Raw genomic sequence first — 23,387 nt, 5'->3', positions numbered from 1 at the left:
CTCCGACGAACACGAGACCCGTCCGCAAAAAAAGACGCCCGCTTCCCGCATTGTTACTGTCTAATTGCCTTGTAGATATATATTGACATATAAAATATCTTGACCGTAAACTAATATAGGGGTAAAATTATTGATTTATAAGGGAAATTTCGGAGACCCTCATGCAGCTTTTTATCGACACCGCGGACATTGAAGAGATCAGAGAAGCCCAGGAAATGGGCGTTATCGACGGAGTGACGACCAATCCCTCACTGGTGGCAAAGACGGGACGGAAGTTTTTCGACGTCCTCTCTGATATCGTAGCAATCGTCTCTGGGCCGGTCAGCGCCGAGGTCATCAGCACAGACAGCCAGGGCATGATCGCTGAGGCGAAAGAGCTCTCCTCCATCGCCGATAATATCGTCATCAAGATACCTCTTATCCCCGAGGGTCTCAAGGCGGTTCGGTCGCTTTCGGATCAGGGCATAAAGACCAACGTGACCCTGATCTTCTCCCCCCTCCAGGCCCTCCTTGCGGCGAAGGCCGGGGCGACATACGTAAGCCCCTTCGTGGGGCGGCTCGACGACATCGCCCATGTCGGCATGGAGCTTGTCGACCAGATCGTCACAATCTATGCAAACTACGATTTCGAAACACAGGTGCTGGTGGCATCGATCCGAAATCCGATACACCTCCTGGACGCCGCCCTCACCGGCGCCCACGTGGCCACCGTTCCCTTCAAAGTCATCACCCAGTTGACCAGACATCCGCTTACGGACCAGGGTTTGGAACGATTCCTGGCGGACTGGAAAAAAGTGCCTCAGTAAAAAAGCATATGCCCCCGTCCCGGGCGTGAAGAAAAGGAGCCGACATGAAAAAGCATGGAGTCAGTATCCTGCTGATCAGTATATTACTCTGGTGTGCCTCGTGCGGCACAGACTCAATCGACTATTCCCTTGGGTCCGATACCGGTCCCGCCTACGGCGACTCCATCATCATCGGCTCCATAGGCGACGCCTCAAACCTCATCCCCATGCTCGCGTCCGACAGCGTCTCCTTCGAAGTGGCGGCCTATATCTATAACGGTCTGGTGGAGTACGACAAGGACTTCAACATCATCGGCTCCCTGGCAGAATCCTGGGAGATATCCGAGGACAACCTGACGATTACCTTTCATCTCAGGGACGATGTCGTCTGGCATGACGGCGAGCCGTTCACCAGCGAAGATGTCATGTTCACCTATGAACTGATTATCGATGAAAACACCCCCACCGCCTACGCCCAGAAATACCTCTTGGTGACAGAGGCGAAGGCGCCGGACCCGTATACCTTTATCGTCACCTATGACGAGCCTTTGGCACCGGCCCTCATCAGCTGGGGGGCTTTACAGATACTGCCCAAACACCTGTTGGAGGGGGTTCCGATCACCGAATCCGACCTCGCGCGACATCCCGTGGGCACGGGGCCCTATACCTTCGGCGAGTGGAAAACCGGGGAGAGCATCATCCTGAATTCGTTTCATGAGTACTTTTTGGGCCGACCCTACATCGACCGCATCATCTACCGAATCATCCCGGACACCGCCACGATGTTCCTCGAGCTGAAGGCCGGCGGCGTGGATTGGATGGGGCTTTCGCCCATTCAATACAAACACCAGACCGACGACGCCTCATTCAAAAAAAACTTCAACAAATACGAGTACCTCGCCGACGGCTATGCGTACCTGGGCTTCAACATGGACGACAAGAAATTCTCCGATGTCCGGGTGAGAAAGGCCATCTCGTACGCCATCGACAAGCAGGAGATCATCGACGTGGTGCTGTTGGGGCTGGGAGAAATCGCCATCAGTCCCTACAAGCCGGGCACCTGGGTGTATAATCCGAACGTCGAGCGTTACGATTACGACCCGGAAAGGGCGAAAGAGCTCCTTTCCGAGGCGGGCTGGACCGATACCGACGGAGACGGCATCATCGATAAGGACGGCGTCCCCTTCACCTTTACCATCATTACAAACCAGGGAAATGACCTCCGCGCCAAGACAGCGGAGATCATCCAGGGAAGGCTTGCTGATGTGGGCATCGAGGTGAAAATACGCATCATCGAATGGGCCGCTTTCCTGTCCGAATTCGTGGAGCCGAGAAACTTCGAGGCGGTCATCCTGGGGTGGAACATCCTCCAGGACCCGGACCTGTATAACGTCTGGCATTCCTCCCGGACGGGGCCCGGAGAATTGAACCATATCAACTACAAAAACAGCGAGGTGGACAAGCTCCTTGAGGACGGACGGAAAATCTTTGATCAGGACGAGCGGAAGGTCTACTACGATCGCATCCAGGAGATTCTCGCCGACGAGGCACCGTATGTGTTTCTCTATGTTCCATACGCTCTGCCGGTGGTGCATGCCCGGTTTCACGGTATCGAACCCGCGCCTGCGGGTATCTCCTACAATTTTATCGAGTGGTACGTGCCCGAGGGCATGCAGAAATACACCCATCTCCCGTAGCGGGCCCCGGGTGAGGACGGCGTAATGCTGCGATATATCGCAAAAAGACTGGTGATGATGATTCCGATCCTGTTCGGGATCACCGTCATCTCCTTTCTTGTCATCCACCTGGCCCCCGGCGAGCCGACGGATATCGCCGCCGGCATGAATCCCGACGCCGCCCCGGAGGCCAAGGAGCGCCTGAAGGAGATATACGGCCTCAACGACCCGCTGCATGTTCAATACCTCAACTGGGTCACGCGCATCGTCGTGCTGGACTTCGGCAATTCGTTTGCCCCGGACAATAGGCCGGTTATCGAAAAAATCGCCGAGACCATACCCATCACCATCACGATAAACGTCCTCTCGATTCTCCTCATCATGGTCGTGGCCATCCCCATCGGTATCTACTCCGCGACGCACCAAAACAGCGTCTTTGATAAAACGTCCACGGTCTTTGTCTTTATCGGGTTCGCCGTGCCCACGTTCTGGCTGGCGCTGTTGCTCAAGATGTTGTTCGGCATAAAGTTGGGGTGGCTCCCCATTTCCGGGGTCAGATCCATCTCGTTTATTTACGAGACCTTCGGCCCCGTTGAAAAGGCATGGGACATTTTCAGACATCTTCTGATGCCCGTGACCCTGTCCGCCTTCGGCGGACTGGCGGGGCTCTCACGATACATGCGCAGCAACATGTTGGAGGTCATCCGCCAGGACTATATAACCACCGCCCGGGCAAAAGGGCTCCCGGAACGAACGGTGATATACAAGCACGCCATGAGAAACGCGTTGATGCCGGTCATTACCATTCTGGGACTTTCCGTGCCGGGCCTCATCGGCGGGAGTGTCATTTTCGAGAGCATTTTTTCAATTTACGGCATGGGAAGACTCTTTTACGCCAGCGTCCTCTCCAGGGATTATCCCGTGGTCATGGGGATTCTGGTCATCGGGGCCGTGCTGACGCTCGCCGGCAACCTCATCGCGGACGTATCGTACGCGTTGGTCGATCCGCGAATCCGGAGGGGATAGTGCTATGGGACAACAACGGCTACGTCTAGGAGAGTTCCTCATCAAGCACGGCCTCATTACCGAACAACAACTTGATGAGGCACTCAACAAGCAGTTTCAGACCGGCGAGCGACTGGGTCGGATTCTGGTGGGCATGGGCGTCGTCAGCGAAAACAAAATACTGTCGGCCCTCAGGGTGCACCTGGGCTGCCCCATGATAAACCTTAAAAAAAAGAAGGACATCCCCCAGCAGGTGCTCAACCTCGTTCCCTATGATCTGGCAAAACGGTCCCAGGCGATTCCGCTGTCCGTGGTCAGTCACAAAGACGGCCACGAACTCCTTGTTGCCATGTCCAATCCGATGGACACGGACCTCATCGACGATATTGAATTTGTCAGCGGCTGTACGGTCAAACCGGTCCTGGCGCTGGACACGGATATCTCGCACGCCCTCACCCGTTTTTACGAATCCAACCGATCGGGCGATGAAATATCCCTGGATAGCAAGGACGACGATGACATGGTCATCATCATGGGCGGTTCCGAAAAGGTCATATCCGGCAGGACACCCCCAAAATCCCAAACCGAGGCCGGCGCGCCCGATGTGGAAAAGACACCCGCAGAGCGACTGAACATGCTCCTGCAAAGGGATGACGCCTTCCCGGATTTCATCAAACACCTGTTGGACAGACAACTTATTTCGATCAATGATATACTGCGCATCATACAGTATATAAAAAACTCGGAGTGATATACGGGCCGGAGAGGATATCGAGAGGCCTCCGGCTCGATCCGGGCGGACCCGGAAGCCGCCGTGTGCAGCCGAAACACCGTCCGGATATAACGACAAAAGGACTCAGTTATGGCCAGACCGAAAATGCGCCTGGGCGAATTCCTCATCAGCAGAAACCTCATCACCAGGCAGAATCTGACCGACGCCCTCGAATACCAGAAGAAACATGGGGGGAGGCTGGGTTGGATTCTGGTTATGCACAACCTGATAACCGAAGAGAAGCTCCTCTCCGCTCTCAAATACCACCTGGAAATCCCGATCTTGGACCTCGAGACCATAGTTATCGATTCGAACGTGCTCAAGCTGGTGCCGAAGAAGCTTGCAGAACGGCATTCCCTGCTCCCGGTGAAAATAATCACCAGCTTCGGAAAGAAAACGCTCTTGGTTGTCATGTCAAACCCGATGGATATCGAAGCCATCAACGAGGTGGAATTTGCAGCCGGTACGTTTGTTCAGCCGGTCCTCGCCAAGGAACGGGACCTCATGCGCGCACTGAATAGATACTACGGCATTGAAACGGGACACACCTACACGAATATGGAGAGGGGTGGTGTGTCCGAAAATCAGGACGACATGATCATTATTACGGGAGGAAAGCAATTTTCCATTTACGAGGAGCGCTCCTCTCGGGAAGTCACCGAAGAAGACAAAGCCGATACCGATACATCCAATATTCCCACATTTGAGACGCCGGATCCCGCCCTCGACGCAGACACCGTCAGCCGTAACGATCGAGTGGAGTTTGAGCCGGAGGGGGAACCATCCGCGGCGCCATCTGCGATGCGTGAAAACGTTCACACCACCCCGGCATCCTCCGACAGGCGTGGGAAGTCGGGATCGGCTCGGGTTTCCGACCTCGAACGACTGTATGCATCGCTCTCTCCGGCGTCAAAAAAGCTCCTGGTGAAAATCATCATTACACAGCTTGTGCGACAGAAAAAAGCCTCACTGAATGATATAGAAAAATGGTTTCAAGACAAATCGTGATCTCCCCAGATCCCATGCGGCATACATACGGATGGAATAGTATATTATGCACTTTATCATGTATGTAATACTCAATGCGACGCCCCTGCCATCAGAAAGGACGGCTCGATGACACAGACCAAAATGCGGCTCGGAGAGTTCCTTGTTAAGAACAATATTATCACGCAGGATGAACTGACGCAGGCGCTCAACCACCAGGAAACACGGGGCGGCAAGCTTGGAAATGCACTGATTTCTTTAAATATTATTTCTGAGGATAGGCTTCTGGAAGCGCTCAAACAGCACCTGAAGGTGCCGACGATGGAACTGGAAAACCGCGATATCCCGGAGGACACTCTCAACACCATACCGCCCAAACTGGTCAGAAAACACACCGCGGTTCCGGTTCAAATCCAGAAAGACTCCTTGGGCAAGAATACCCTCCTTCTCGCGATGTCCAATCCAATGGATATTAACGCCATAGAGGAAATAGGGTTTGCAACCGGGATGAAGGTTTCGCCGGTGCTGGCAAAAGACAGCCAGATACACGCGCTGATTCGGAGATATTACGAAGAGGATACAAACATCCCGGAGAATAACAAACCCTCTTCGGAGAAACAGGATATCGTACAGAACCCACAGAGTGCACCGGGAGAATCCGATACAAACTGGCAGGAGAAAATCAACTCCATTCCGTCGTTGCAGACATATGGATGGGATAAACGCCCCGAGGCTTTTAAAATAACGGAACAATCAGAAGAGATGAGAATGCTTTTCGATCTGATGGACCTCCTGGTGAAAAAAGGGCTGGTAACCGAAGATGAGCTGGAAGAGATTCTTTCCCAGTATCTGTAAACACATGTTTTCATGCTTTTTCAGATGAGCGTTCATTGAACAGTATGAGGTTGCCGATAGTATCCCATATATTCATATAAACAATCCGATTTCCCAAAAAACGGGCGGTTTCCCATAAAAAAATTTAAATATGCTATATCCATACTTGAAGTAATATACCATTTTGCGTTAAAATAGCGGTCGTATTCCTTGGTTGCACCCGTTTACACGGAGATATCGTTTCTCCGTAAAGAAGTGCATCAGGCGCGTAGCAACACGTCCAGTCGTTTGAAAGAATTCGAAAGGTATTTGTTTGATGGCCACGAAAAAGAAACGGTTTGGAGAACTGCTGGTTGAAAAGAAGGTCATCACGGAAGACGATCTCTCCCAGGCGCTGTCCTATATTACCAAAAACGGCGGCAGGGTTGGAGATGCGCTGGTTGCTCTCGATATCATCTCCGAAGATCAGCTCATGGGAGCCCTGAGATATCATTTCGGCATCCCCGTAGTGGACCTGAAGCGGATTCGGATTAGACAGGACATCATCAATCTGGTACCAAAGGAGACCGCGTTAAAACATCGGGTTGTCCCGTTCCGTATCAAGGAAAAAACGCTTTTCGTGGTCATGTCAAACCCGATGGACCTCAACGCTGTCGAGGATATCGAGTTCGCCAGCGGATATCGCATTCAGCCGATCCTCTCCAAGGAGAGCGAAATCGCAAACGCCCTCAGCACCTATTACTTGGGGATTGCACCGAAAAAAACCGAAGATCACGCCGCCAAAGAAGGTACGGAGGATGATGTCCTTGACGAGGTCGACATCGTCCCGGGGGAACCCACCGATGAGCACCCCGATGCCGCCGCCGTCGAGACTGTTGATGAAAATCCGACTTCCAACGACACTCCCGATTACCCCGCTCCGCCCACACCCAGCAGGGAAGAGGCGATCGCGTCCGAAGAGGCCCATCTGCATGTAGACGCGGAGCCGCAGGATGAGGAAACCCCGGAGTCCTTTTTCCTCAGGGATATCGTCCAGTATCCACATGTGGAACTGGACGACGAACCGGTACTTTCCCTCGAAGAAGTCGAGGTGGAGTATGAAACCGCCGTTGAAGAGCGTCGGGTCCTGGGCGATCTCATCGAGGAGCTGGAAGAAGTCGACGCCATCATGCACACGGCCATCATGAAGAATCGACGTATCCTGAAAAACCTGATCATCCTCCTGGTGAAGAAGGGCTATCTCACCACCGAAGAGATACAGAATCTTGCCGCGGGTGAAATAAGAGAGGAGAGCACCCATTAGTAAAAAGGCGATCAGGCTGGGGGATCTGCTCCTGAGTGAGCAGGCCATTACCCGTATTCAACTTCTGAAGGCGCTGGTTCGGCTCAACCAGTTCGGCGGCCGCCTGGGGGACTCTCTCTTGAGCCTCAATCTGATCACGGAAGATCGCCTCCTCACCACGCTCAGAAGGCATTTCGGCCTTCCGTCGGTGGATCTGAAAGACATGCAGATCCCCGATGCAATCATCAACCTCATCAACCCCGAGCTGGCCCGTCAACACCGTACCATCCCGTTCATGACCCACACCATCAGCAACGAGACCTATCTGATGGTTGCGTCATCCGACCCCATGGACCTTGTCGCCAGGCAGGCGATCACCACATTTTCCGGGCTCGCGGTGCAGACATTCCTGGCGAAGGAGAGCCAGATCGTCTCCAGCATAAAAAAATATTACGGCGTCGATATCGGCTTTCTGGGAAGCCGCGCCCTGTCGGGCGACACCAAGAAAAAAACGATACTGCCGGTCTCTCTCAGCGACATGGAAAAAAGCGCCCAGGCGTTCTCGGAAGAGGAGATGGAGAAATACTATCGAACCATGCTGGAGGACACAACCGCGCTGTTGAGTGAGTCCGAAGAGGTCGACAACTTCAACGATGTTAATTTTGATGCATTGGCCGACGAGCTGACGCTCCTTGAGGAGGTCATCGAAGAATACAGCGGCGCCTCCCACGAGGAACTCTATCTGCCCATCAAGGACGAAGAGGTTATGGAAGCGGTGCTGACGGAGCTGGACAATGTGTTCGGCGTTCCGCCGGAGCAGGTTCAAAAGAACACCCGCCTGATGGGCGCCTTCACCCGCCTGTTCAAGCAATTTATCTCGCACAATTATATCTCAGTCGACGATCTGAAGAGCGACCTCGAGGAAGGTGGTTCATGACGCCACGGCTTCGCGACTCCGACTTCGTTCGCAGGTTCATGAAAAACAGGCTGGCCATCAGCGGTCTGGTGATCGTGCTGTTTTTTTTCGCCGTCTCGATCCTCGCCCCGATGATCTCCCCCCACAATCCTTCCGAAATCAACAGGGATGAGCTCCTGAAGGCGCCCGGACCGGACCATTTGTTCGGAACCGACAAGCTGGGGAGGGACGTCCTGTCCCGAATGATCTACGGCTCCCGCATATCCCTCAAGGTCGGATTCGTGGCCGTGGGGATCTCCATCGTCATCGGCGCGTTCCTGGGGGCACTGGCGGGTTATTACGGCGGCGTCCTGGACGCGGTGATCATGCGCTTCGTGGACGTGATGCTCTGTTTCCCCGCGTTTTTCCTGATTCTTGCGGTCATCGCCATCCTGGAGCCGAGCATCTGGAACATCATGGTCGTCATCGGCCTGACCGGCTGGATGGGCGTGGCGCGGCTCGTGCGGGCGGAGTTTCTGACGCTGACAAAGCGGGATTTCGTCCTAGCGGCCCGTGCCCAGGGCGCCGGTGACTTCCGCATCATCTTCGGCCACGTGCTTCCCAACGCCCTGGGACCGATCCTCGTGGCGGCCACCCTGGGCGTGGCCGGGGCCATCCTGACCGAAAGCGCCCTTTCGTTTCTGGGCATCGGCGTTCAGCCCCCCACCCCGAGCTGGGGAAACATCCTCACCGACGGGCAGGACACCATCGCGGTGGCATGGTGGCTTTCGCTCTATCCGGGGCTCGCCATCCTGCTGACGGTGCTGGGCTATAACCTCTTGGGTGAGGGCATCCGGGACGCCATGGACCCGCGCCTCCGGGAGGGGATGGGCTAGAAACGATCCCACACGGCATTGCCGCACGAACCCGAAACCGACAACCTGAAGGGTGTGTTCTATGAAAACCACCGCCATGAAGCGATTCACCTCCGGACTTCTCGCCGGGGGGGTCGGGATTGTCTTCTTTCTGATCGCCAATCTCAGGGGATGGGTCGTAGGCGGCCTCGTTGACGGCGTATCGGTCGCCCTTTCCCTGCTGGGGCTGTTTTTCATATTTGTGGGCCTGATGCTGGTCATGGACGGACACACCATCGCCCGCCGGGGTGAAGCATCCCCACACCGACGCGATGAGACCCCTCCCCACACCCACACACCCCACCCCCCGCACCCAACGCACTCCCATGACCGGCCCCCGGCGTTTCCCGAAGAGGCCGACGACGAGATGGCCGTGGAGGAGCCCACCAAGAAGGAGTGCCCCGCATGTCACAAGTACGTCTTCAAGGACGCTCGGGTCTGCCGCTTCTGCGGCCACTCGTTTCCGATCACCTACATCCTCAAGATTCACCGGCACGAGGACCTCGAAAAGAACGAACACCTGATTAAACTTTTGGCGATGAAACTCCACCGCAGCGAGCAGGGGATAAGCGAGCTGTTGGATTCGGGCCTCAGGCTTTCCTACTCCACCCAGGAGCGGATGGAGACCAACCGGAAGAAGTTCGAACACTTCGGCTGCCCGGTCGAGGCGTATGAGAAGGTGGGGCGGGGGTAGTATATCCCCCACATCCACAGCGTAATTTGAATATATACGGTGAAAAAACCTCTCGATATAATCGGCATGTTAAAAACGTAGTAATCTGTCCTTTCGAAAAGACAGAGTGAGTTGCTTCAGCGGCATGCATCAGTTGCGGAATCTGATATACAATCCCACTGAGCGGCAGATTCAAATCGATATCTATAGAACCAGCGACGGCTTCAAAAAGCCGGTTTTTTAACATTTTATTTTTAATATTCTTAATAATAATACTTATTGGCAATATACAGAACAAAAACATATTTTTCTTGACAGGTTTTTTATAAAGTGTTACACAAAGTCCAATTAAGCTGTTCCACCGTTTTTGAGAAAAGGGTCACATGAAGATTTATATAAAACTTACATTACTTGTTATTGTATTCATTTCTTTAATATATTGTTACGCCTGCACGCCCTGTACTCCAGCAAAAATCGTAATCACGTCAGATCCTCCCGGCGCGAACATCTCCGCAAACGACGCGTATTTAGGGCAAACACCGATCTCAAAGGCCGTCATTCGCGATGAATTCGGTCCCGGTTCCGTCTATTTGATCAAGGCGGAAAAGCGCGGGTACCTGACCTCGCAAAAGATATTCACAGAGGAAGGTTTAGAAGACGCATGTGATTGCATGCCTAAGGCGATACATTTTCAGCTTGAGCCGGACCCGGATTATCAATCGAACGACACCATCCCCTCAACGCCCGGAACGACCATCATTAACATCGATAATAATTAGTTTGTTGGTTTAGTAAAATCATTATGGAAAACAAGAAAATAAATACTTAATCTATATAACCAATAACCTCCTTCAATATTACTCCACCCGATTCCGGTACAGCTCCGGGTCCACCGCTTTTCTGCAGGCCGCCTCGTCCATCTCCCGGCCGAGGAACTCACTCACCTGTATGACGCATCCTTCCGGGTCCTCTATGGCGCTTGAATAGTCCACGTAGAGCACCTTCATCTCCGGCCGCGATTCAATCAGGGAGAAGGTCTTCTCCAGGTGCTCCGCAAATTCGCTCATCATCTCCCCGTCGTCGTCCCCCGGCTCCTTTCCCCGGTGAACCAGCATGGTGTTCTGGGACATCAGCACCTCTTCCAGGTTTCGCCGCATGAAGATGACCCGATATTCCAACCCCTCCGGCAGGTGCCGGAGCAGAAACGATATCACCTTGACCGCCCGACCCGAAAGCTCCTTCACCCACGAGTTGTCCGTGGGCAGCGTCTTGACCCGCTCGTACTCGAAGTATCCCTTGGGGTTGTCGATATTGGCCCGGCGGATGTCGTCGGTCACAATCTCCACCCCTCCGGCCTTCAGCATCCGCATCATCAAAGACGTCCCCGAGCGGGGCAGCCCCGATACCACAATAATCGGCTCCATCATGTGTCCCGTCTTCCGCTGTGTGTTTCCATCATGGCGTTTTTTTCATTCGTCCCCGGCGAACTTCACCTTCACGCCTTTTGTGGGAAATCCCGTGTCGTAGTCCCGGAAGGGCGGCGAATACCCGTCGTCGGGCTGCGGGCGGTATCTTACCATCCGGATGAGGGTACGATTCCTCTCCCCCCGTCACCCGGTTCTCTCGGGCAGGTATACGTCCCTCACCCACCCGTCGATATGCTCCAGTGCCTCATCCAGCCCCACCCGGCTTTCCCAGCCCAGCTCCCGTCTGGCCCGGTCGTTGCTCACATCCAGGTTTCTCCCCATCACCCCCGCCGCCAGCCGGGACATGGGCGGGCGGACGCCCAGGGGAGAGAAAATCGCCTCACATACCCGGCCCAGCCCCCAGGCGAGGCGAAAGGGGATATTCCCCTTCGGACGCTTACCGATGAGATTCCCCAGGTGGGCGGTGTATTCCCCCCAGGTGATGTCGTAATCGTCCCGAAACTGATATATCCTCCCGTGCGCCGCCTCATGCCTCGCCGCCAGCACCATCCCGTCCGCCAGGTTCGTGACGTACACGAAGGCGCCGGGGTGGACGCCGTTGTCGATCACCGGCAACGGCCCCCGGAAAAAGGCGTCCAGCACGTCCTTGACCCAGACGCTCCCCGGGCCGATGACGTTGGCCGGCCTTACGATGACCCAGGACATCCCCCTCCCATCGCAGAATTCCCGGACCAGGTCCTCGGCCTCCATCTTCGTGTCGCTGTAGGGCACGCCGCAGGGGACACGCGGTGCGTCTTCCTCGGCGCCGGGGATGTTTCGATCCAAGCCGTGGGCGGCGATGGAGGAAACATACACGAAGCGGGGCGCGTTGTGCGCCGACGCCTCCAGGAGGTGTTTCGTGCCGTCCACCATGATCCTTCGAAAGAGCCGATGCGAGCCGTAATCCAGCACCCGCGTCGCCAGGTGAAAGACCACATCACATCCGTCAGCGACGCCGGTGAGGGTGGCCGGGTCCGTCAGGTCCCCCCAAAACACCTCCACCCGATGCTCTCGTGCCGCCGACGCATCTTCATTTGGCAGAAACAGCCCCCGCATCTCCCACCCGTCATCGGCTAGCGCCCTCACCAGATGAGAGCCGATGAATCCCCCCGCCCCGGTAATCAGCACCTTCATAAACCGCTCCTTTTTGCAGGAATCACGGAAAAAACATCATCAGCGCGCGCCCTCTTTCGCCAGGTGCCGCCGGTACCACTCGAACAGCGCCACCGTCACGGCGGCGGCGGCGTTGAGGGACTCCACCCCCGCCGCCATCGGGATGGCAAGGGCCCGCTTTTCTCGGAAGCGCCTGGGCAGCCCCGGTCCCTCCCGCCCCGCAAGAAGGCCCATGGTGCGGGGGAGCACCGCCCGCTCCAGCCCCTCACCCTCGGGAGAGAGGGAATAGAGAGGCGCGCCGGTCACCTCCAGCTCCTCAAGCTCCGGCCCCCTGAAGATCGGCACCCGAAAGAGCGCCGTCCCCGCCGCCCGAACGCTCTTGTGGTGGTAGGGATTGGCGCTGCCGGAAAGGAGCACCACCCGGACCGCACCGAAGGCGGCCGCAGACCTGATCACCGCGCCTACGTTCGCCGGGTCCTGGAAGGGAATAAAGAGCGTCAGGCCGACGGGCCAGGTCTCCTTCGGCTCGTCGGCCCATACCGGAATATCCGGCACCGTCATCAGCGCCAGAGGGGCGCCGGTCCCGTGCACGTCTATCTCCCGAAAGAGCGCGCCGGAAAGACGATAGCGGGGAAGCTCCGCCGCTTCGCACTGCGGCGGCTCCTGGTCCCCCCGGCATATCCATCCGCACAGGAGGTCCGGAAACTCGACCGCCGCCTCCTCCACGGCCTTTCTGCCGGAGAGGATCGTCATCCCCTCCTTCTTCACCCCGCGCCCGTCCAAAAGCTTCAGAAACATCTTGTAGCGATCGTTGGCACGGCTCTGAATATCGACCACCTTTTCTGACCCGCGCGCCCTCTTCCCGCCGTCGGTCTCGACATACTCCTCATCGCTCCGAGAAAACACGATCAGCCGCCGCCGGTAGTCGGTCCCCTCGATGGTATAGGGGATATCATCGGTCATTTTAAAAAACCACCCCATTTTCGAGAGGGCCTCGTCTATCTCTTCTGTCCCGGCGGGCCCCTTCATCAGGATGACCCGTCCTCCCACCGGCAGGAAGGAGGCCGACCGGGCCAGGGTTTCGGCCGCGCTCTCCAGGGCCCGTGTGATGACGCCGTTCACCTCCAGGGGAAAATCCCGGTGCACCTTGTGGGGATAGATCCGGACGTTTTTCAACTCCAGCCGGTCGATCATGGAAAGCAGAAACGAGACCCGTCTCTTCCGGCTTTCGGCCAGGACCAGCTCCACCTCCGGATGCCGGATCGCCAGGGGAATGCCGGGAAAGCCCGCCCCGGAGCCGATATCGAGGAGCGGCGAGGGAAGCTCGGTCAGCTCCCCGGGGAGGAGTGAATCGATAAAATGCTTGACGACGATGTCCTCAAGCCCCTCAAGCCGCGTCAGGTCCAGGGCCTTGCTCTGGGCCTCCAGCTCCCGGTAGAAGATTGCGAAGCGCTCCAGGTCCCGGTCGGACACCGGTAATCCCGCCTGTTCGAAGAGCTTTCGCATCGCCTTCTGTGTGTCTGTGGTCTGTGTCGTCATCTCTGGTTGGTTCTGTTTTTGTATGTCGAAATGAACGTCGGTTTTTTCATCCGCGCCCGCCCCGATGTGTTATATTCATATAGTCTTATAGCACAGTTTCCGTCATTCGTGAAGGACGCGCACGTAAAAGATGTCCCGCTCCCCTGACATGCCGACAGGTACGCTGGAAATACTCTACGAGGACAACCACCTCCTCTGTGTGGTGAAACCCCCGGGGATGCTCTCCCAGGGGGATCGGACCGGGGACGTGTCTCTGCTGGACGCGGCGAAGGCATATATCAAGAAGAAGTATCAAAAACCGGGGAACGTCTACCTGGGGCTGGTGCACCGGCTCGATCGGCCGGTGGGGGGGGTGGTGGTCTTCGCCCGGACCTCCAAGGCCGCCCGGAGGCTGTCCGCGGCGTTTCGCGGCCGGGAGGTGGAAAAACACTATCTGGCGGCGGTGTCCGGGCGGCCCGACCCGGAGGCCGGCGAGCTTCTCGATTTCTTAAAAAAATCCGGCACGAAGACGATCGTCACAACGCAAGACGACCCCGATGGGAAGGAGGCGCGGCTTCGGTATCGCACCCTTGAGACGGTCGATGAGAAGAGCCTCGTCTCCATCGAGCTCCTCACCGGTCGCCGCCACCAGATCCGGGTGCAGCTCGCCCAAATCGGCTCTCCCGTCATCGGGGACGTGAAATACGGGGGGAAGAGGATCACCCCCGGCGGAGTGGTCGCCCTCTATGCCCACAGGCTCGTCATTCCCCATCCCGTTTCCGGCGATCCTGTGGAGCTTTCGAGCCTGCCGCCGGACGTCTTTCCCTGGAGTCTCTTTCACTCTAAATGAAACAGGGACGCCCGATGCCGGACGCCCCTGATGATGCGTATTTATGTTTTCAGCTATACGAGCTATATGGCCTTGAGGATGTCGGGGTCGAGGTTCTCGAACTTGAACAGCCACGCCTCCCGCTCCTTCCTGAGCACCTCGGTGAGCCGCATGTATTCCCGCTCGTCGTAGTACTTCCTCGGGTCGAGCCGGGAGATGTCTATCCCCGGAACCTCCACGGCCACCTCATATCCCCAGTCCGGATCGGTCTCCCAGGTGATCTCGCCCCGGGCGATCTCCTTCATGATGGCGGTGGAATCGTGGATGGTGATGTCCTCACCCTCCGGACCGCCCACGCGGCCGGTATTCATCAGGAAACACTCGCAGTCCGGATTGTCCCTGAGGAACTTCATGAAGAGGTTCCCCTCCTCGGCCTCATCGCCCACGATGAAGGGATTGGTCCCCACCACCCGCTTCGACTTGCCCGCCTGGGTGGGGTCGCCCGCCGAGGTCTCGATGGATTCCCCCAGCATAAAGAAGGCGGCTCCCTGCTCCGGAGTCAGGCGCGCCACCGGCGGCACCACGTCGTTTCTGCGGGTGATGAATATGATGATGTCCGCCCTGGGGAGATCGATATCGTCGTCGGTGTAGTCGATGTCCTCCCGATAGACCACGCACCGCCCGTTGGAGGTGATGGTCTCGTCGAAGAAGTCCACATCGCCGTTTCGCTCCACCCAGATGTTCTCCAAAATCGCCCGTTTGTTTGTGGCGGCTGCATACAGCAGCGGCTGTCCCTTGGGCTCCAGCCCCTCGGTCTTGATGTAGTAGTTGTTCTCGGTGCCGTAGCAATACATATCCGGGCGCATGAAGATGACGTCGTCCTGGCGTATGACGATGCCCTCTTCTCCGGACAGCCCGTGATTGTGACAGGACAGAGACGTCTTTCCGGTGCCCGACAGGCCGAAGAGGATCGCGCCCTTTTCCACGAGCTCGCCCTTGCTGTTTTTCACCCTGATCAGCTTGCTTCCGGCGTGCAGTCCCAGGTTGCCCCGTTTTTTCGCCATGTACATCCCCATCCTGAGATGCGCCTTTTTGTTCTCCCCCAGGTAATCGGAGCCCAAAACGTAGGTGACGCCCAGGTCCGGCTGGATGAGGACCTTCCGCTCCCGCCACTCGGGGACGTATACGGAGACCATGTCGGGCTTTCCGTCGGGATTTTTTGGCGGAAAGAGCGTCTCGTTCCACATGTAGGCTATCCGGGCGTATTCCGGGGTGATGTAGAGCCGGCAGTGCAGCGCGTGCTCGGGATTGAGGCACATCTGCCGGTCGATCCGGATGAGGGTTTTCCACTTCAGGTATTCCTGGACGTCCGTGATGATCGCCGCCTGCTCCGGCGTCGGGTCGCCGAAAACGACCTCCGTAAACTTGGCGCTTCGACTTCGGACCACGGTGATGTAGGCCGCGCTCTTGTATTTCGACGTGCGCTCGTCCTTTTCGGAGAGCTTCCTCAGCTCGTCCGCCGGGGGATTGACGATGATGTGTTCAGGATCCAGCTCCCGCAGGAAGATGTTCTTGTCGGTCATAAAACAGATACCCTCCTTTTATTTCTCTGTATTGTATGATTGCGGTCGGTATATACGACGACGATCCGCGTCCGTCTCACACTGGTTCATATTAGGGACGTGTCGCCTCGATCATGCGGCGTCCACCCGTCACGCCGCCCTTCACGTGATGATCGATCACGGACGGCACCGGTCACATCGAATCGAGCACCCTTCGTGCGGCGGCGATTGTCTGAGGGGTCGTGCCGCAGCATCCGCCGACGATATTCGCCCCGGCCCTCACCAGATCCGGCACCACCGCGGCGAATTCCTCCGGCCCGTCGACGTACTTCGCCTTGCCGTCAACCAGCTCGGGGCTTCCGGCGTTGGGCTCCACGAAGACCGGCACGTTCACGGCACCCCTGATCTCCCCGACAAGATCCACCATGTCGCCGATCCTGAGGGTGCAGTTCGCCCCCACACCACTGGCCCCCGCCTCCACCAGGGCCCGGGCCGCGTCCGTAGGCTTATTTCCCATTTCTGTGAAATAACCCCGCTTTTTCTTGTTATACGTCAGCGACGCGAAAACCGGCAGTCCCGTCTCCTTCGCCCCGGCGACGGCCGCCAGGGCCTCGGTGAGATCCATCATGGTCTCGATGATGAAGAAATCCACACCCCCCTCAGCCAGGGCTTTCGCCTGCTCGGCGAACACGCGTTTCAGATCGTCCGGCTCCGCATCGCCGTAGGGTTTCACCAGCTTTCCGGTCGGGCCGATATCACCCCCAACGTACTTCCCCTCGGGGCACTGGGACCGGACGATTTCCGCCGCCTTCCGGTTTATCTCCTCCATGCGCTCGCCAAGGCCGAAGGCGGCAAGCTTCAATTCCGTACCCCCGAAGGTATTCGTCAGCACGATGTCGGCCCCGGCGTCGAAATAACTCTTATGAACCTCCGCTATCACGTCGGGCTTTTCCAGCACCCACAGCTCGGACACCTCACCCGCGGCAATGCCCCGGGCCATCAGCTCGGTCCCGATGGGGCCGTCAAGCAACAGGATTTCCTTTTCCAATCGTTTCAATATATCGGTCATCACATCCTCCGGTGCTGTATTTGTCCGGTCTGTTACCCGAAGAATTCCTCAAGAATCCCCCGGGCGCCCCGGGCCAGGCTCCGATCGAAGATGCCGGAAAGAAGCGAGCGTCTCGGCTTGAGATACACCACCCGTTCCTCTGGCACACCCACCTCCCGAGCCAATTCCTCCAGGGCGTCCCGAAAATCCCCCAGGCCGTCCACCAGACCGAGGGAAAGCCCTCTCTTCGCGGTGAAGATCTCCCCGGTGGCGACGCTGTGGGCGGTTTCGTCGTCAAGTCCGCGGCCCAACGCCACCACGGAGACGAAGTCCTCATAGACCTCCTTATTGATGGCTTGGGCCCGCTCCCTCCCCTCCTTCGTGGTATTTTTAAAGAAGAAGCTCTCGTCCTTATACTCCCCCTCCTTGAGCACCTCCATCTTGAGGCCGATTTTCGAAAGCAACCCCGATATCACCGGCTTGATGGAAATCACTCCGATGCTGCCGATGATGGCGGTGGAGGGGGCCAGGATTTTATCGGCAGCGCAGGCCGCATAATACCCCCCCGACGCCGCCATGGTTGTCCAGACGAAAAGCGGCTTTTTCTCCTTCAGGCGCATCATCGCCATGTACAGAAGCTCCGTCCCGGTGATGGATCCGCCCTGGCTGGAGAGCTTGATCAATACTCCCCGAATCTTCCGCGTCTTCTCCGCCCGCTCTATCAGATCAAGATACGGGTCCACCTGTTTGACCGAGATGACCCCTTCGATCGGGATGACGGCAATGACACCCCGTCTAAAAAGAGTGCGTGTTCTTTTTTTCATGTGATTTCTGTGAATGCGGCGCTTGTTCCAGAATTCCCCGTTCCCAATGAGTCAACGCCTGATGAAAATTCAAAGTACTGTATCAGAAACGATACCATAAGTCAAGAGGAGAAAAGAGAGAGAGTCGGTATCGTATCCGTCGCCTCTTTCGGATATCCCTGTGTTTTCAAAGGGATGCCGCCCCTGTTCCCCGTTCCGGTCATGCATCTCAAACGTCTTGACATGCCGAAAACCTATGATACATTGTAATCTTATATGCTTTTTTTACGCGCCGTACGCATCGATGCCGGAGAATCCGACGTACCACGTCGATCCGGACGACGGCGGCGACTTGATCGAGAGCGTTCTCCGAACGGTGTCCGTGGGATTTGGGCGGATATAGTCTTTCGGTATCGGCCCACAGGAATCCGTCAGGGCCCCAACATTCTGTGACGTGTGCGAGCGCCGGGACGACCGCATCGGTCGCGGTCCGTCGTACATCCGTGTATGCCCGACGATGTACACACCGATCCCCTTCCGAAAGGAATCCGATCGCTATGAGAGAAATGGATATTCCTTTTTACGTCGATCCGGAGCGGGCGCTCCGCCTCTGCGGGTATGGGGACATCCGCCCGGCCCCGAAAAGGATACGTGACCTGGCCTGGGACCTTGCGGATACCTGCCGGGAGCTGGCGGTGCCCAGGGCCGTGTGGGAGATGTACGAGGTGGGAGAGATCGACGATGGCCGGGTCGTCCTGGGATCGGTCGAGTTTACGGGGACGATGCCGATTCGAGTCCTCACGGGGGCCGATATGGCGGCGGTCTGCGTAATGACCATCGGCCCGGGAGTCGATCGGGAGGTGTCCCGCCGTTTCGCGGACGGAGATTCCCTGGGCGGAATGCTGCTTGACGTATTGGGCACTGCGGCCCTGGCGTCTGTGGGAATTCACCTCAGAAACCGCCTCGAAAAGGAGGAGGCGACGTCCCGGGGGCTTTCCATGACCGCCCCCTTCGGTCCCGGTCAATGCCACTGGGATCTGAGAGACCAACGGGCCCTGTTTTCCCTGGTGGACGCGGAGTCCATCGGGGTGAGTCTTGACGATTCCTGCCTGATGAATCCGAAAAAGAGCGTCTCCGCCATTGTGGGCATCGGAGACGAGAAGAATATTCTCACACTGACCTCGTGCGATTTATGCGACCGGCCCCGGTGCACCGGTCGGGACATGCGACTCATCTTTGAATCCTGAGACGAACCATATGCCGAACGACACCTCCCCTTTGCTCTTTCTCGGTATCGACACCGGCGGCACCTTTACCGACGCGGCCCTCTGGGATGCGTCGGCCGGTCGAGTCGTGTCACGAGCAAAGGCCCCCACCACCCATTCGAATCTCTCCGTGGGAGTCATCAACGCCATCCAAGCACTCGACGTCCGACGATTCGCCGAGATCGGCATGGTGGGCCTTTCCACGACGCTGGCCACCAATGCCATCGTGGAGCGGACCGGCAGGCCCGTGGGACTGATCATCGTCGGATATGACGGAGACGTCTCCGTTCCGATACCCCGGGTCAGGACCGTCAGGATCACCGGTGGGCACGACGTGGCGGGACGGGAGACGGCCCCTCTGGACGAACACGCGGTGCGTCGATTCGCCGAGGCCGTCCGGGGCGATGTGGAGTCGTTCGCGTGCGCGGCATACTTCTCCGTCAGAAATCCCGACCACGAGCTGCGGGTCGAGAAGCTTCTTGCTCAAAAGTCCCGGTTGCCGGTGGTTTCGGGGCATCGGCTCTCGTCCGATCTGAACTTCCCGGTCCGGGCGGTCACCGCCGCCCTCAACGCCGGACTCATCCCCCTCATCGCCGAGCTGTTGGACGCCGTCGGTCACGCGCTTTGTGCCATGAATATCACGGCCCCCCTGATGGTGGTCAAGGGAGACGGGTCCCTTATGAGCGAAAAAACCGCCCGTGAGCGCCCCATCGAGACGATACTTTCGGGCCCCGCCGCGTCCGTTGTAGGATCGGCGGCCCTGTTGGGGAAGCACGACATAGACCGATCCGTTGTGGTGGACGTGGGGGGAACCACCACGGACATTGCGATCCTGGACGGCGGGCTCCCCCGCCTCTCCGATCGGGGGGCGCGGGTGGGGGAGTGGCGCACCAGCATCCACGCCGTGGACGCCCGCACCGTGGGGCTGGGGGGAGACAGCATCATCGACTACTCCCTCTATTCCCCGGACATCGTCATCGGCCCCGGCAGGATATTGCCGCTGGGGAGACTGGCCGAGGAACATCCCGGCATAAAGGATATTCTCTCCCGAAGGGAAGACACGCCCGGCTCTTCTTCGAGGCGTCGGCCCACGGATTTTGTGGCCGCCGGCCCCGGGTCGACGCCGCGAATGTTCGACAATCTTCCCAACGACGAGCAGGAGCTGTATGACAAAATCGCCCGCTTTCCGGTACGGGCGGAGGACCTGGGACGGGGAACCGAGCATTTTCGCGCCGAGAGGGTGCTGGATCGACTCATCCATCGGGGTGTGCTGATCCGGGCGGGCCTGACGCCGACCGATATCTTCAACGCCCGGGGGAGCTGCCGGGTGGGGGACGTGGAGGCGTCACAGCTCGCCCTGGAGGCGGCGGCTGCATATCTTTCGCTTCCGCCCGGGGAGCTCTCCGGTCGGGTGCAGGCACTCCTCTCCGAGCGGGTGATCCTCGAGGCGATCACCGCCGTCCTCGGCCACGACGGGGAGGGGAACTTTCAGAGATTCGGGGTCCTGGCCGATACCGTGACCGGGTGGCTCCACGGGAGCGACAACGGGTCGGGCCTGGGGATTTCGTTTGTGCTCGATCGGGTCCTTGTAGGCGCCGGCGCGCCGGCCCAGCTCTTCCTGCAGCCGGCGGCCGAGCGGCTTGTGTGCAGGCTTGCCGTCCCCGAAGACGCGCCGGTGGCGAACGCCGTGGGGGCGGTCAGCGGGGTGGTGATGGAAACCCGGACCGCCGTTGTTCGGTCCGATACGACGAAGGGGTACGTCCTGTTCGGCATGGAAAAACCGACGAAATTCAAGACACTGGACGAGGCGAAGCGGACGGCCTGGGAGATGCTCTCGAGCGACGCCGTACGTGTGGTGATGGAAAACGGCGGTGTGGACGTGGAGATCGACGGGGGATGGCGGGAGACAGCCGTGGGCGAGGGGAAATCGAGGTTTGTCGTGGAGAGCACACTTGTGCTTCGCGCCGTGGGACGGCCCGGCACCGCCGCCGTGTAACCCGGCTTGAAACCCTTCCGACCAATGCATACCGCCCGCATTCCGGACGACGCCCTTTCCCGATCCATTCGTTGCCGCCGCTCCCGGCAAGAATCGAACCTGAAAAGCCGGTTGACTTTCCCATAGTGATTTTGTTATATAATAGAAAATTTTGCAGCGTATGTTCGTATACACGCTTTTTTACCCACTTTATATACAGAGGCGTTTATGAATAATCGTATTTGGCACCAGTATTACGACGAGGGGGTCACTCCAACCATGGAGATCCCCGATGTGACAATTTACGACATTCTGACACGGAGCGCCGAGACTTATCCGAACAATCCGGCCACTTACTTCATGGGCGCCCGCATGAACTATCGCACACTGAAGGAGAAGGTGGACCGCTTCGCGGCGGCCCTGGTGGAGCTGGGGGTGAAGAAGGGCGATCGCATCGGCATCAGCCTTCCCAACTGCCCCCAGTCGGTCATCGCCTTCTACGCCGCCTTTCGCATCGGCGCCGTGGCCGTGGGCTTCAATCCGCTGTATGTCGAGCGGGAGCTGATCTACCAAATCAACGATTCGGGCTGTGAGACGTTCATCACCCTGGATGTCCTGTGGGAGAGGCGCATCAAGGGAATTATGGGCGATGTGCCGCTCAAAAGGGTCATCGTCACCAACATCCGGGACTACCTCCCGGCCCTGAAGGCGCTGTTCTACCCCATCGCCGCCAAAAAGCAGGGGATGTGGGTGAAGGTGCAGCCGGACCGGCGGGTCTTTTTCTTCACCGATCTCGTCTCCGATACCGGGCCGCTGGAGGATTCCTACCGGGGCGCGAAGCCCGAGGACCTGGCGCTGCTGCAGTATACCGGCGGCACCACCGGCGTCCCCAAGGGGGTTATGCTTTCCCACCGAAACATCGTGGCGTGCACCATCCAGATCGGCTGTTATTTTACCAACGCCGTCGAGGGGGAGGAACGCTACATCTCGGTCATTCCCGCCTTTCACATCTACGGCCTGACCATGTGTACCGTCATTCCGGTCTATCAGGCCGCCGAGATTCAGCTCATCCCCCGATTCGACGTGGACATGCTGCTCAAGGCCATCCCGAAGATCAGACCCACCTACTTCTGTGCCGTGCCCACGATGTACGTGGGAATCATCGAGCACCCCGAGCTGAAGAAGCACGACATTTCATCGCTGAAGGGATGCTTTTCCGGGGCGTCGCCCCTGCCGGTTGCGGTGATGAACCGATTCGAGGAGCTGACCGGCGGGCGGATCATCGAGGGGTACGGCCTCTCCGAGGCGGCCCCGGTGAGCCACGCCAATTCCTTTTTCGGCAGACGCAAGGTGGGGAGCGTCGGGTTCCCGGTTCCAAACACCGACGCGAAGCTGGTGGATCTGGAAACAGGCGCGAAGGAGGTCCCCATCGGAGAGCCGGGAGAGGTGATCATCACGGGGCCACAGGTCATGATGGGATACTGGGAAAAACCCGAGGAAACCGCCATGACGCTAAGGGACGGGTGGCTCTATACCGGTGACATCGGCGTCAGAGACGAGGAGGGGTTTTTCTATATCGTCGATCGAAAAAAGGACATGATCATCGCCAGCGGCTACAACATCTATCCCCGGGAGATCGACGAGGTGCTCTACGCCCATCCCAAGATCATGGACGCCGTCGCGGTAGGAGTCCCGGACCCCTACCGGGGAGAGACGGTGAAGGCCTTTATCGTCCTCAAGGAGGGTGAAACCGCCACCGAAGAGGAGATAAAAACATACTGCCGGGAGAATCTTGCGGCCTACAAGGTGCCGAAGATCTATGAATTCAGAGACGAGCTCCCCATGAGCATGATGGGAAAGGTTCTCAGGAAGATCCTCAGGGACGAAGAGGAGAGAAAGCTCTCCAAGGGGGGCGATGGGGGCGTCCCGACGACGCAATAGACGGAGACCGGACGGTTTTAACCGTCGATCCGGAGCGGCCCGCC

The 23,387-nt window shown here is 57.8% G+C and carries 21 protein-coding genes; 15 read left to right on the top strand and 6 right to left on the bottom strand.

Features of this window, described 5'->3' with window-relative positions; translation table 11 throughout:
• The first annotated feature begins 161 nt into the window (after positions 1–161).
• The 11 genes from fsa to JW885_03695 all read left to right on the top strand — a co-directional run bounded on the left by fsa (position 162) and on the right by JW885_03695 (position 10,602).
• Complete coding sequence (gene fsa / locus JW885_03745; GenBank protein ID MBN1881265.1) at positions 162–806, top strand: fructose-6-phosphate aldolase; 645 nt, start codon at positions 162–164, stop codon at positions 804–806.
• A 44-nt stretch (positions 807–850) separates the two neighbouring features.
• Positions 851–2,482: a peptide-binding protein gene (locus JW885_03740; protein MBN1881264.1), complete on the top strand. Its 1,632-nt coding sequence runs from the start codon at positions 851–853 to the stop codon at positions 2,480–2,482.
• 24 nt (positions 2,483–2,506) lie between these two features.
• Positions 2,507–3,487 carry an ABC transporter permease gene (locus JW885_03735; protein MBN1881263.1) on the top strand — a complete coding sequence of 327 codons (981 nt, stop codon included), beginning with the start codon at positions 2,507–2,509 and terminating at the stop codon, positions 3,485–3,487.
• A gap of 4 nt (positions 3,488–3,491) precedes the next feature.
• Positions 3,492–4,217, top strand: coding sequence for a hypothetical protein (locus tag JW885_03730; protein ID MBN1881262.1), 726 nt, complete (start codon positions 3,492–3,494; stop codon positions 4,215–4,217).
• Positions 4,218–4,328: 111 nt separating this feature from the next.
• A complete protein-coding gene (locus tag JW885_03725; protein ID MBN1881261.1) occupies positions 4,329–5,246 on the top strand; it encodes a hypothetical protein in 918 nt (305 codons plus the stop codon).
• A gap of 108 nt (positions 5,247–5,354) precedes the next feature.
• A complete protein-coding gene (locus tag JW885_03720; GenBank protein ID MBN1881260.1) occupies positions 5,355–6,080 on the top strand; it encodes a hypothetical protein in 726 nt (241 codons plus the stop codon).
• A gap of 295 nt (positions 6,081–6,375) precedes the next feature.
• Positions 6,376–7,362, top strand: a complete 987-nt coding sequence (locus JW885_03715; protein MBN1881259.1) for a hypothetical protein — start codon at positions 6,376–6,378, stop codon at positions 7,360–7,362.
• A 118-nt stretch (positions 7,363–7,480) separates the two neighbouring features.
• A complete protein-coding gene (locus tag JW885_03710; GenBank protein ID MBN1881258.1) occupies positions 7,481–8,278 on the top strand; it encodes a hypothetical protein in 798 nt (265 codons plus the stop codon).
• Positions 8,275–9,132, top strand: coding sequence for an ABC transporter permease (locus JW885_03705; protein MBN1881257.1), 858 nt, complete (start codon positions 8,275–8,277; stop codon positions 9,130–9,132). Before JW885_03710 ends, JW885_03705 begins: the two co-directional genes overlap by 4 nt.
• Positions 9,133–9,193: 61 nt before the next feature.
• Positions 9,194–9,844, top strand: coding sequence for a hypothetical protein (locus JW885_03700; GenBank protein MBN1881256.1), 651 nt, complete (start codon positions 9,194–9,196; stop codon positions 9,842–9,844).
• A gap of 362 nt (positions 9,845–10,206) precedes the next feature.
• The gene (locus JW885_03695) at positions 10,207–10,602 is read left to right on the top strand and encodes a PEGA domain-containing protein (GenBank protein ID MBN1881255.1); all 396 of its coding nucleotides are present in this window, start codon (positions 10,207–10,209) and stop codon (positions 10,600–10,602) included.
• A 78-nt stretch (positions 10,603–10,680) separates the two neighbouring features.
• On the opposite strand, the gene JW885_03690 is transcribed toward JW885_03695, so the two are convergent.
• The 3 genes from JW885_03690 to rsmG all read right to left on the bottom strand — a co-directional run bounded on the left by JW885_03690 (position 10,681) and on the right by rsmG (position 13,941).
• Positions 10,681–11,250 (bottom strand): sulfotransferase domain-containing protein, encoded by a 570-nt coding sequence (locus tag JW885_03690; GenBank protein ID MBN1881254.1) that lies wholly within the window; start codon positions 11,248–11,250, stop codon positions 10,681–10,683.
• Positions 11,251–11,433: 183 nt separating this feature from the next.
• Entirely contained in the window at positions 11,434–12,423 is a 990-nt protein-coding gene (locus JW885_03685) for an NAD-dependent epimerase/dehydratase family protein (protein MBN1881253.1), read from the bottom strand.
• A 39-nt stretch (positions 12,424–12,462) separates the two neighbouring features.
• Positions 12,463–13,941, bottom strand: a complete 1,479-nt coding sequence (gene rsmG / locus JW885_03680) for a 16S rRNA (guanine(527)-N(7))-methyltransferase RsmG (protein MBN1881252.1) — start codon at positions 13,939–13,941, stop codon at positions 12,463–12,465.
• 148 nt (positions 13,942–14,089) lie between these two features.
• On the opposite strand from rsmG, the gene JW885_03675 reads away from it, so the two are divergent.
• Positions 14,090–14,770: an RNA pseudouridine synthase gene (locus JW885_03675; protein ID MBN1881251.1), complete on the top strand. Its 681-nt coding sequence runs from the start codon at positions 14,090–14,092 to the stop codon at positions 14,768–14,770.
• A 62-nt stretch (positions 14,771–14,832) separates the two neighbouring features.
• Here the strand turns inward: JW885_03675 and JW885_03670 are convergent, their stop codons facing one another.
• The 3 genes from JW885_03670 to sppA all read right to left on the bottom strand — a co-directional run bounded on the left by JW885_03670 (position 14,833) and on the right by sppA (position 18,183).
• On the bottom strand, positions 14,833–16,332 hold the full coding sequence (locus JW885_03670; GenBank protein ID MBN1881250.1) for a phosphoenolpyruvate carboxykinase (ATP): 1,500 nt from the start codon (positions 16,330–16,332) through the stop codon (positions 14,833–14,835).
• Positions 16,333–16,504: 172 nt separating this feature from the next.
• Positions 16,505–17,380, bottom strand: a complete 876-nt coding sequence (locus JW885_03665) for a homocysteine S-methyltransferase family protein (GenBank protein ID MBN1881249.1) — start codon at positions 17,378–17,380, stop codon at positions 16,505–16,507.
• A 32-nt stretch (positions 17,381–17,412) separates the two neighbouring features.
• A complete protein-coding gene (sppA, locus tag JW885_03660; protein ID MBN1881248.1) occupies positions 17,413–18,183 on the bottom strand; it encodes a signal peptide peptidase SppA in 771 nt (256 codons plus the stop codon).
• A 536-nt stretch (positions 18,184–18,719) separates the two neighbouring features.
• On the opposite strand from sppA, the gene JW885_03655 reads away from it, so the two are divergent.
• From JW885_03655 to JW885_03645, 3 genes are all read left to right on the top strand, one after another.
• Positions 18,720–19,409 carry a hypothetical protein gene (locus JW885_03655; protein ID MBN1881247.1) on the top strand — a complete coding sequence of 230 codons (690 nt, stop codon included), beginning with the start codon at positions 18,720–18,722 and terminating at the stop codon, positions 19,407–19,409.
• A gap of 10 nt (positions 19,410–19,419) precedes the next feature.
• Positions 19,420–21,423: a hydantoinase/oxoprolinase family protein gene (locus tag JW885_03650; GenBank protein MBN1881246.1), complete on the top strand. Its 2,004-nt coding sequence runs from the start codon at positions 19,420–19,422 to the stop codon at positions 21,421–21,423.
• Between the two features lie 207 nt (positions 21,424–21,630).
• Complete coding sequence (locus tag JW885_03645; protein ID MBN1881245.1) at positions 21,631–23,343, top strand: long-chain fatty acid--CoA ligase; 1,713 nt, start codon at positions 21,631–21,633, stop codon at positions 23,341–23,343.
• Positions 23,344–23,387 lie beyond the last annotated feature (44 nt).

Source organism: Candidatus Zymogenaceae bacterium, from assembly GCA_016931225.1.
In the GTDB taxonomy this organism is placed as follows: domain Bacteria; phylum Desulfobacterota; class Zymogenia; order Zymogenales; family Zymogenaceae; genus JAFGFE01.
Note: the sequence above shows the minus strand (reverse complement) of the source record. Positions and strands in the feature narration are given on the sequence as shown.

Excerpts from the sequence above, each read along its gene's own strand:
- fsa (MBN1881265.1), top strand. The coding sequence starts at position 162 with ATGCAGCTTTTTATCGACACCGCGGACATTGAAGAGATCAGAGAAGCC.
- JW885_03740 (MBN1881264.1), top strand. The coding sequence starts at position 851 with ATGAAAAAGCATGGAGTCAGTATCCTGCTGATCAGTATATTACTCTGG.
- JW885_03735 (MBN1881263.1), top strand. The coding sequence starts at position 2,507 with ATGCTGCGATATATCGCAAAAAGACTGGTGATGATGATTCCGATCCTG.
- JW885_03730 (MBN1881262.1), top strand. The coding sequence starts at position 3,492 with ATGGGACAACAACGGCTACGTCTAGGAGAGTTCCTCATCAAGCACGGC.
- JW885_03725 (MBN1881261.1), top strand. The coding sequence starts at position 4,329 with ATGGCCAGACCGAAAATGCGCCTGGGCGAATTCCTCATCAGCAGAAAC.
- JW885_03720 (MBN1881260.1), top strand. The coding sequence starts at position 5,355 with ATGACACAGACCAAAATGCGGCTCGGAGAGTTCCTTGTTAAGAACAAT.
- JW885_03715 (MBN1881259.1), top strand. The coding sequence starts at position 6,376 with ATGGCCACGAAAAAGAAACGGTTTGGAGAACTGCTGGTTGAAAAGAAG.
- JW885_03705 (MBN1881257.1), top strand. The coding sequence starts at position 8,275 with ATGACGCCACGGCTTCGCGACTCCGACTTCGTTCGCAGGTTCATGAAA.
- JW885_03700 (MBN1881256.1), top strand. The coding sequence starts at position 9,194 with ATGAAAACCACCGCCATGAAGCGATTCACCTCCGGACTTCTCGCCGGG.
- JW885_03695 (MBN1881255.1), top strand. The coding sequence starts at position 10,207 with ATGAAGATTTATATAAAACTTACATTACTTGTTATTGTATTCATTTCT.
- JW885_03690 (MBN1881254.1), bottom strand. The coding sequence starts at position 11,250 with ATGATGGAGCCGATTATTGTGGTATCGGGGCTGCCCCGCTCGGGGACG.
- JW885_03685 (MBN1881253.1), bottom strand. The coding sequence starts at position 12,423 with ATGAAGGTGCTGATTACCGGGGCGGGGGGATTCATCGGCTCTCATCTG.
- rsmG (MBN1881252.1), bottom strand. The coding sequence starts at position 13,941 with ATGACGACACAGACCACAGACACACAGAAGGCGATGCGAAAGCTCTTC.
- JW885_03675 (MBN1881251.1), top strand. The coding sequence starts at position 14,090 with ATGCCGACAGGTACGCTGGAAATACTCTACGAGGACAACCACCTCCTC.
- JW885_03670 (MBN1881250.1), bottom strand. The coding sequence starts at position 16,332 with ATGACCGACAAGAACATCTTCCTGCGGGAGCTGGATCCTGAACACATC.
- JW885_03665 (MBN1881249.1), bottom strand. The coding sequence starts at position 17,380 with ATGACCGATATATTGAAACGATTGGAAAAGGAAATCCTGTTGCTTGAC.
- sppA (MBN1881248.1), bottom strand. The coding sequence starts at position 18,183 with ATGAAAAAAAGAACACGCACTCTTTTTAGACGGGGTGTCATTGCCGTC.
- JW885_03655 (MBN1881247.1), top strand. The coding sequence starts at position 18,720 with ATGAGAGAAATGGATATTCCTTTTTACGTCGATCCGGAGCGGGCGCTC.
- JW885_03650 (MBN1881246.1), top strand. The coding sequence starts at position 19,420 with ATGCCGAACGACACCTCCCCTTTGCTCTTTCTCGGTATCGACACCGGC.
- JW885_03645 (MBN1881245.1), top strand. The coding sequence starts at position 21,631 with ATGAATAATCGTATTTGGCACCAGTATTACGACGAGGGGGTCACTCCA.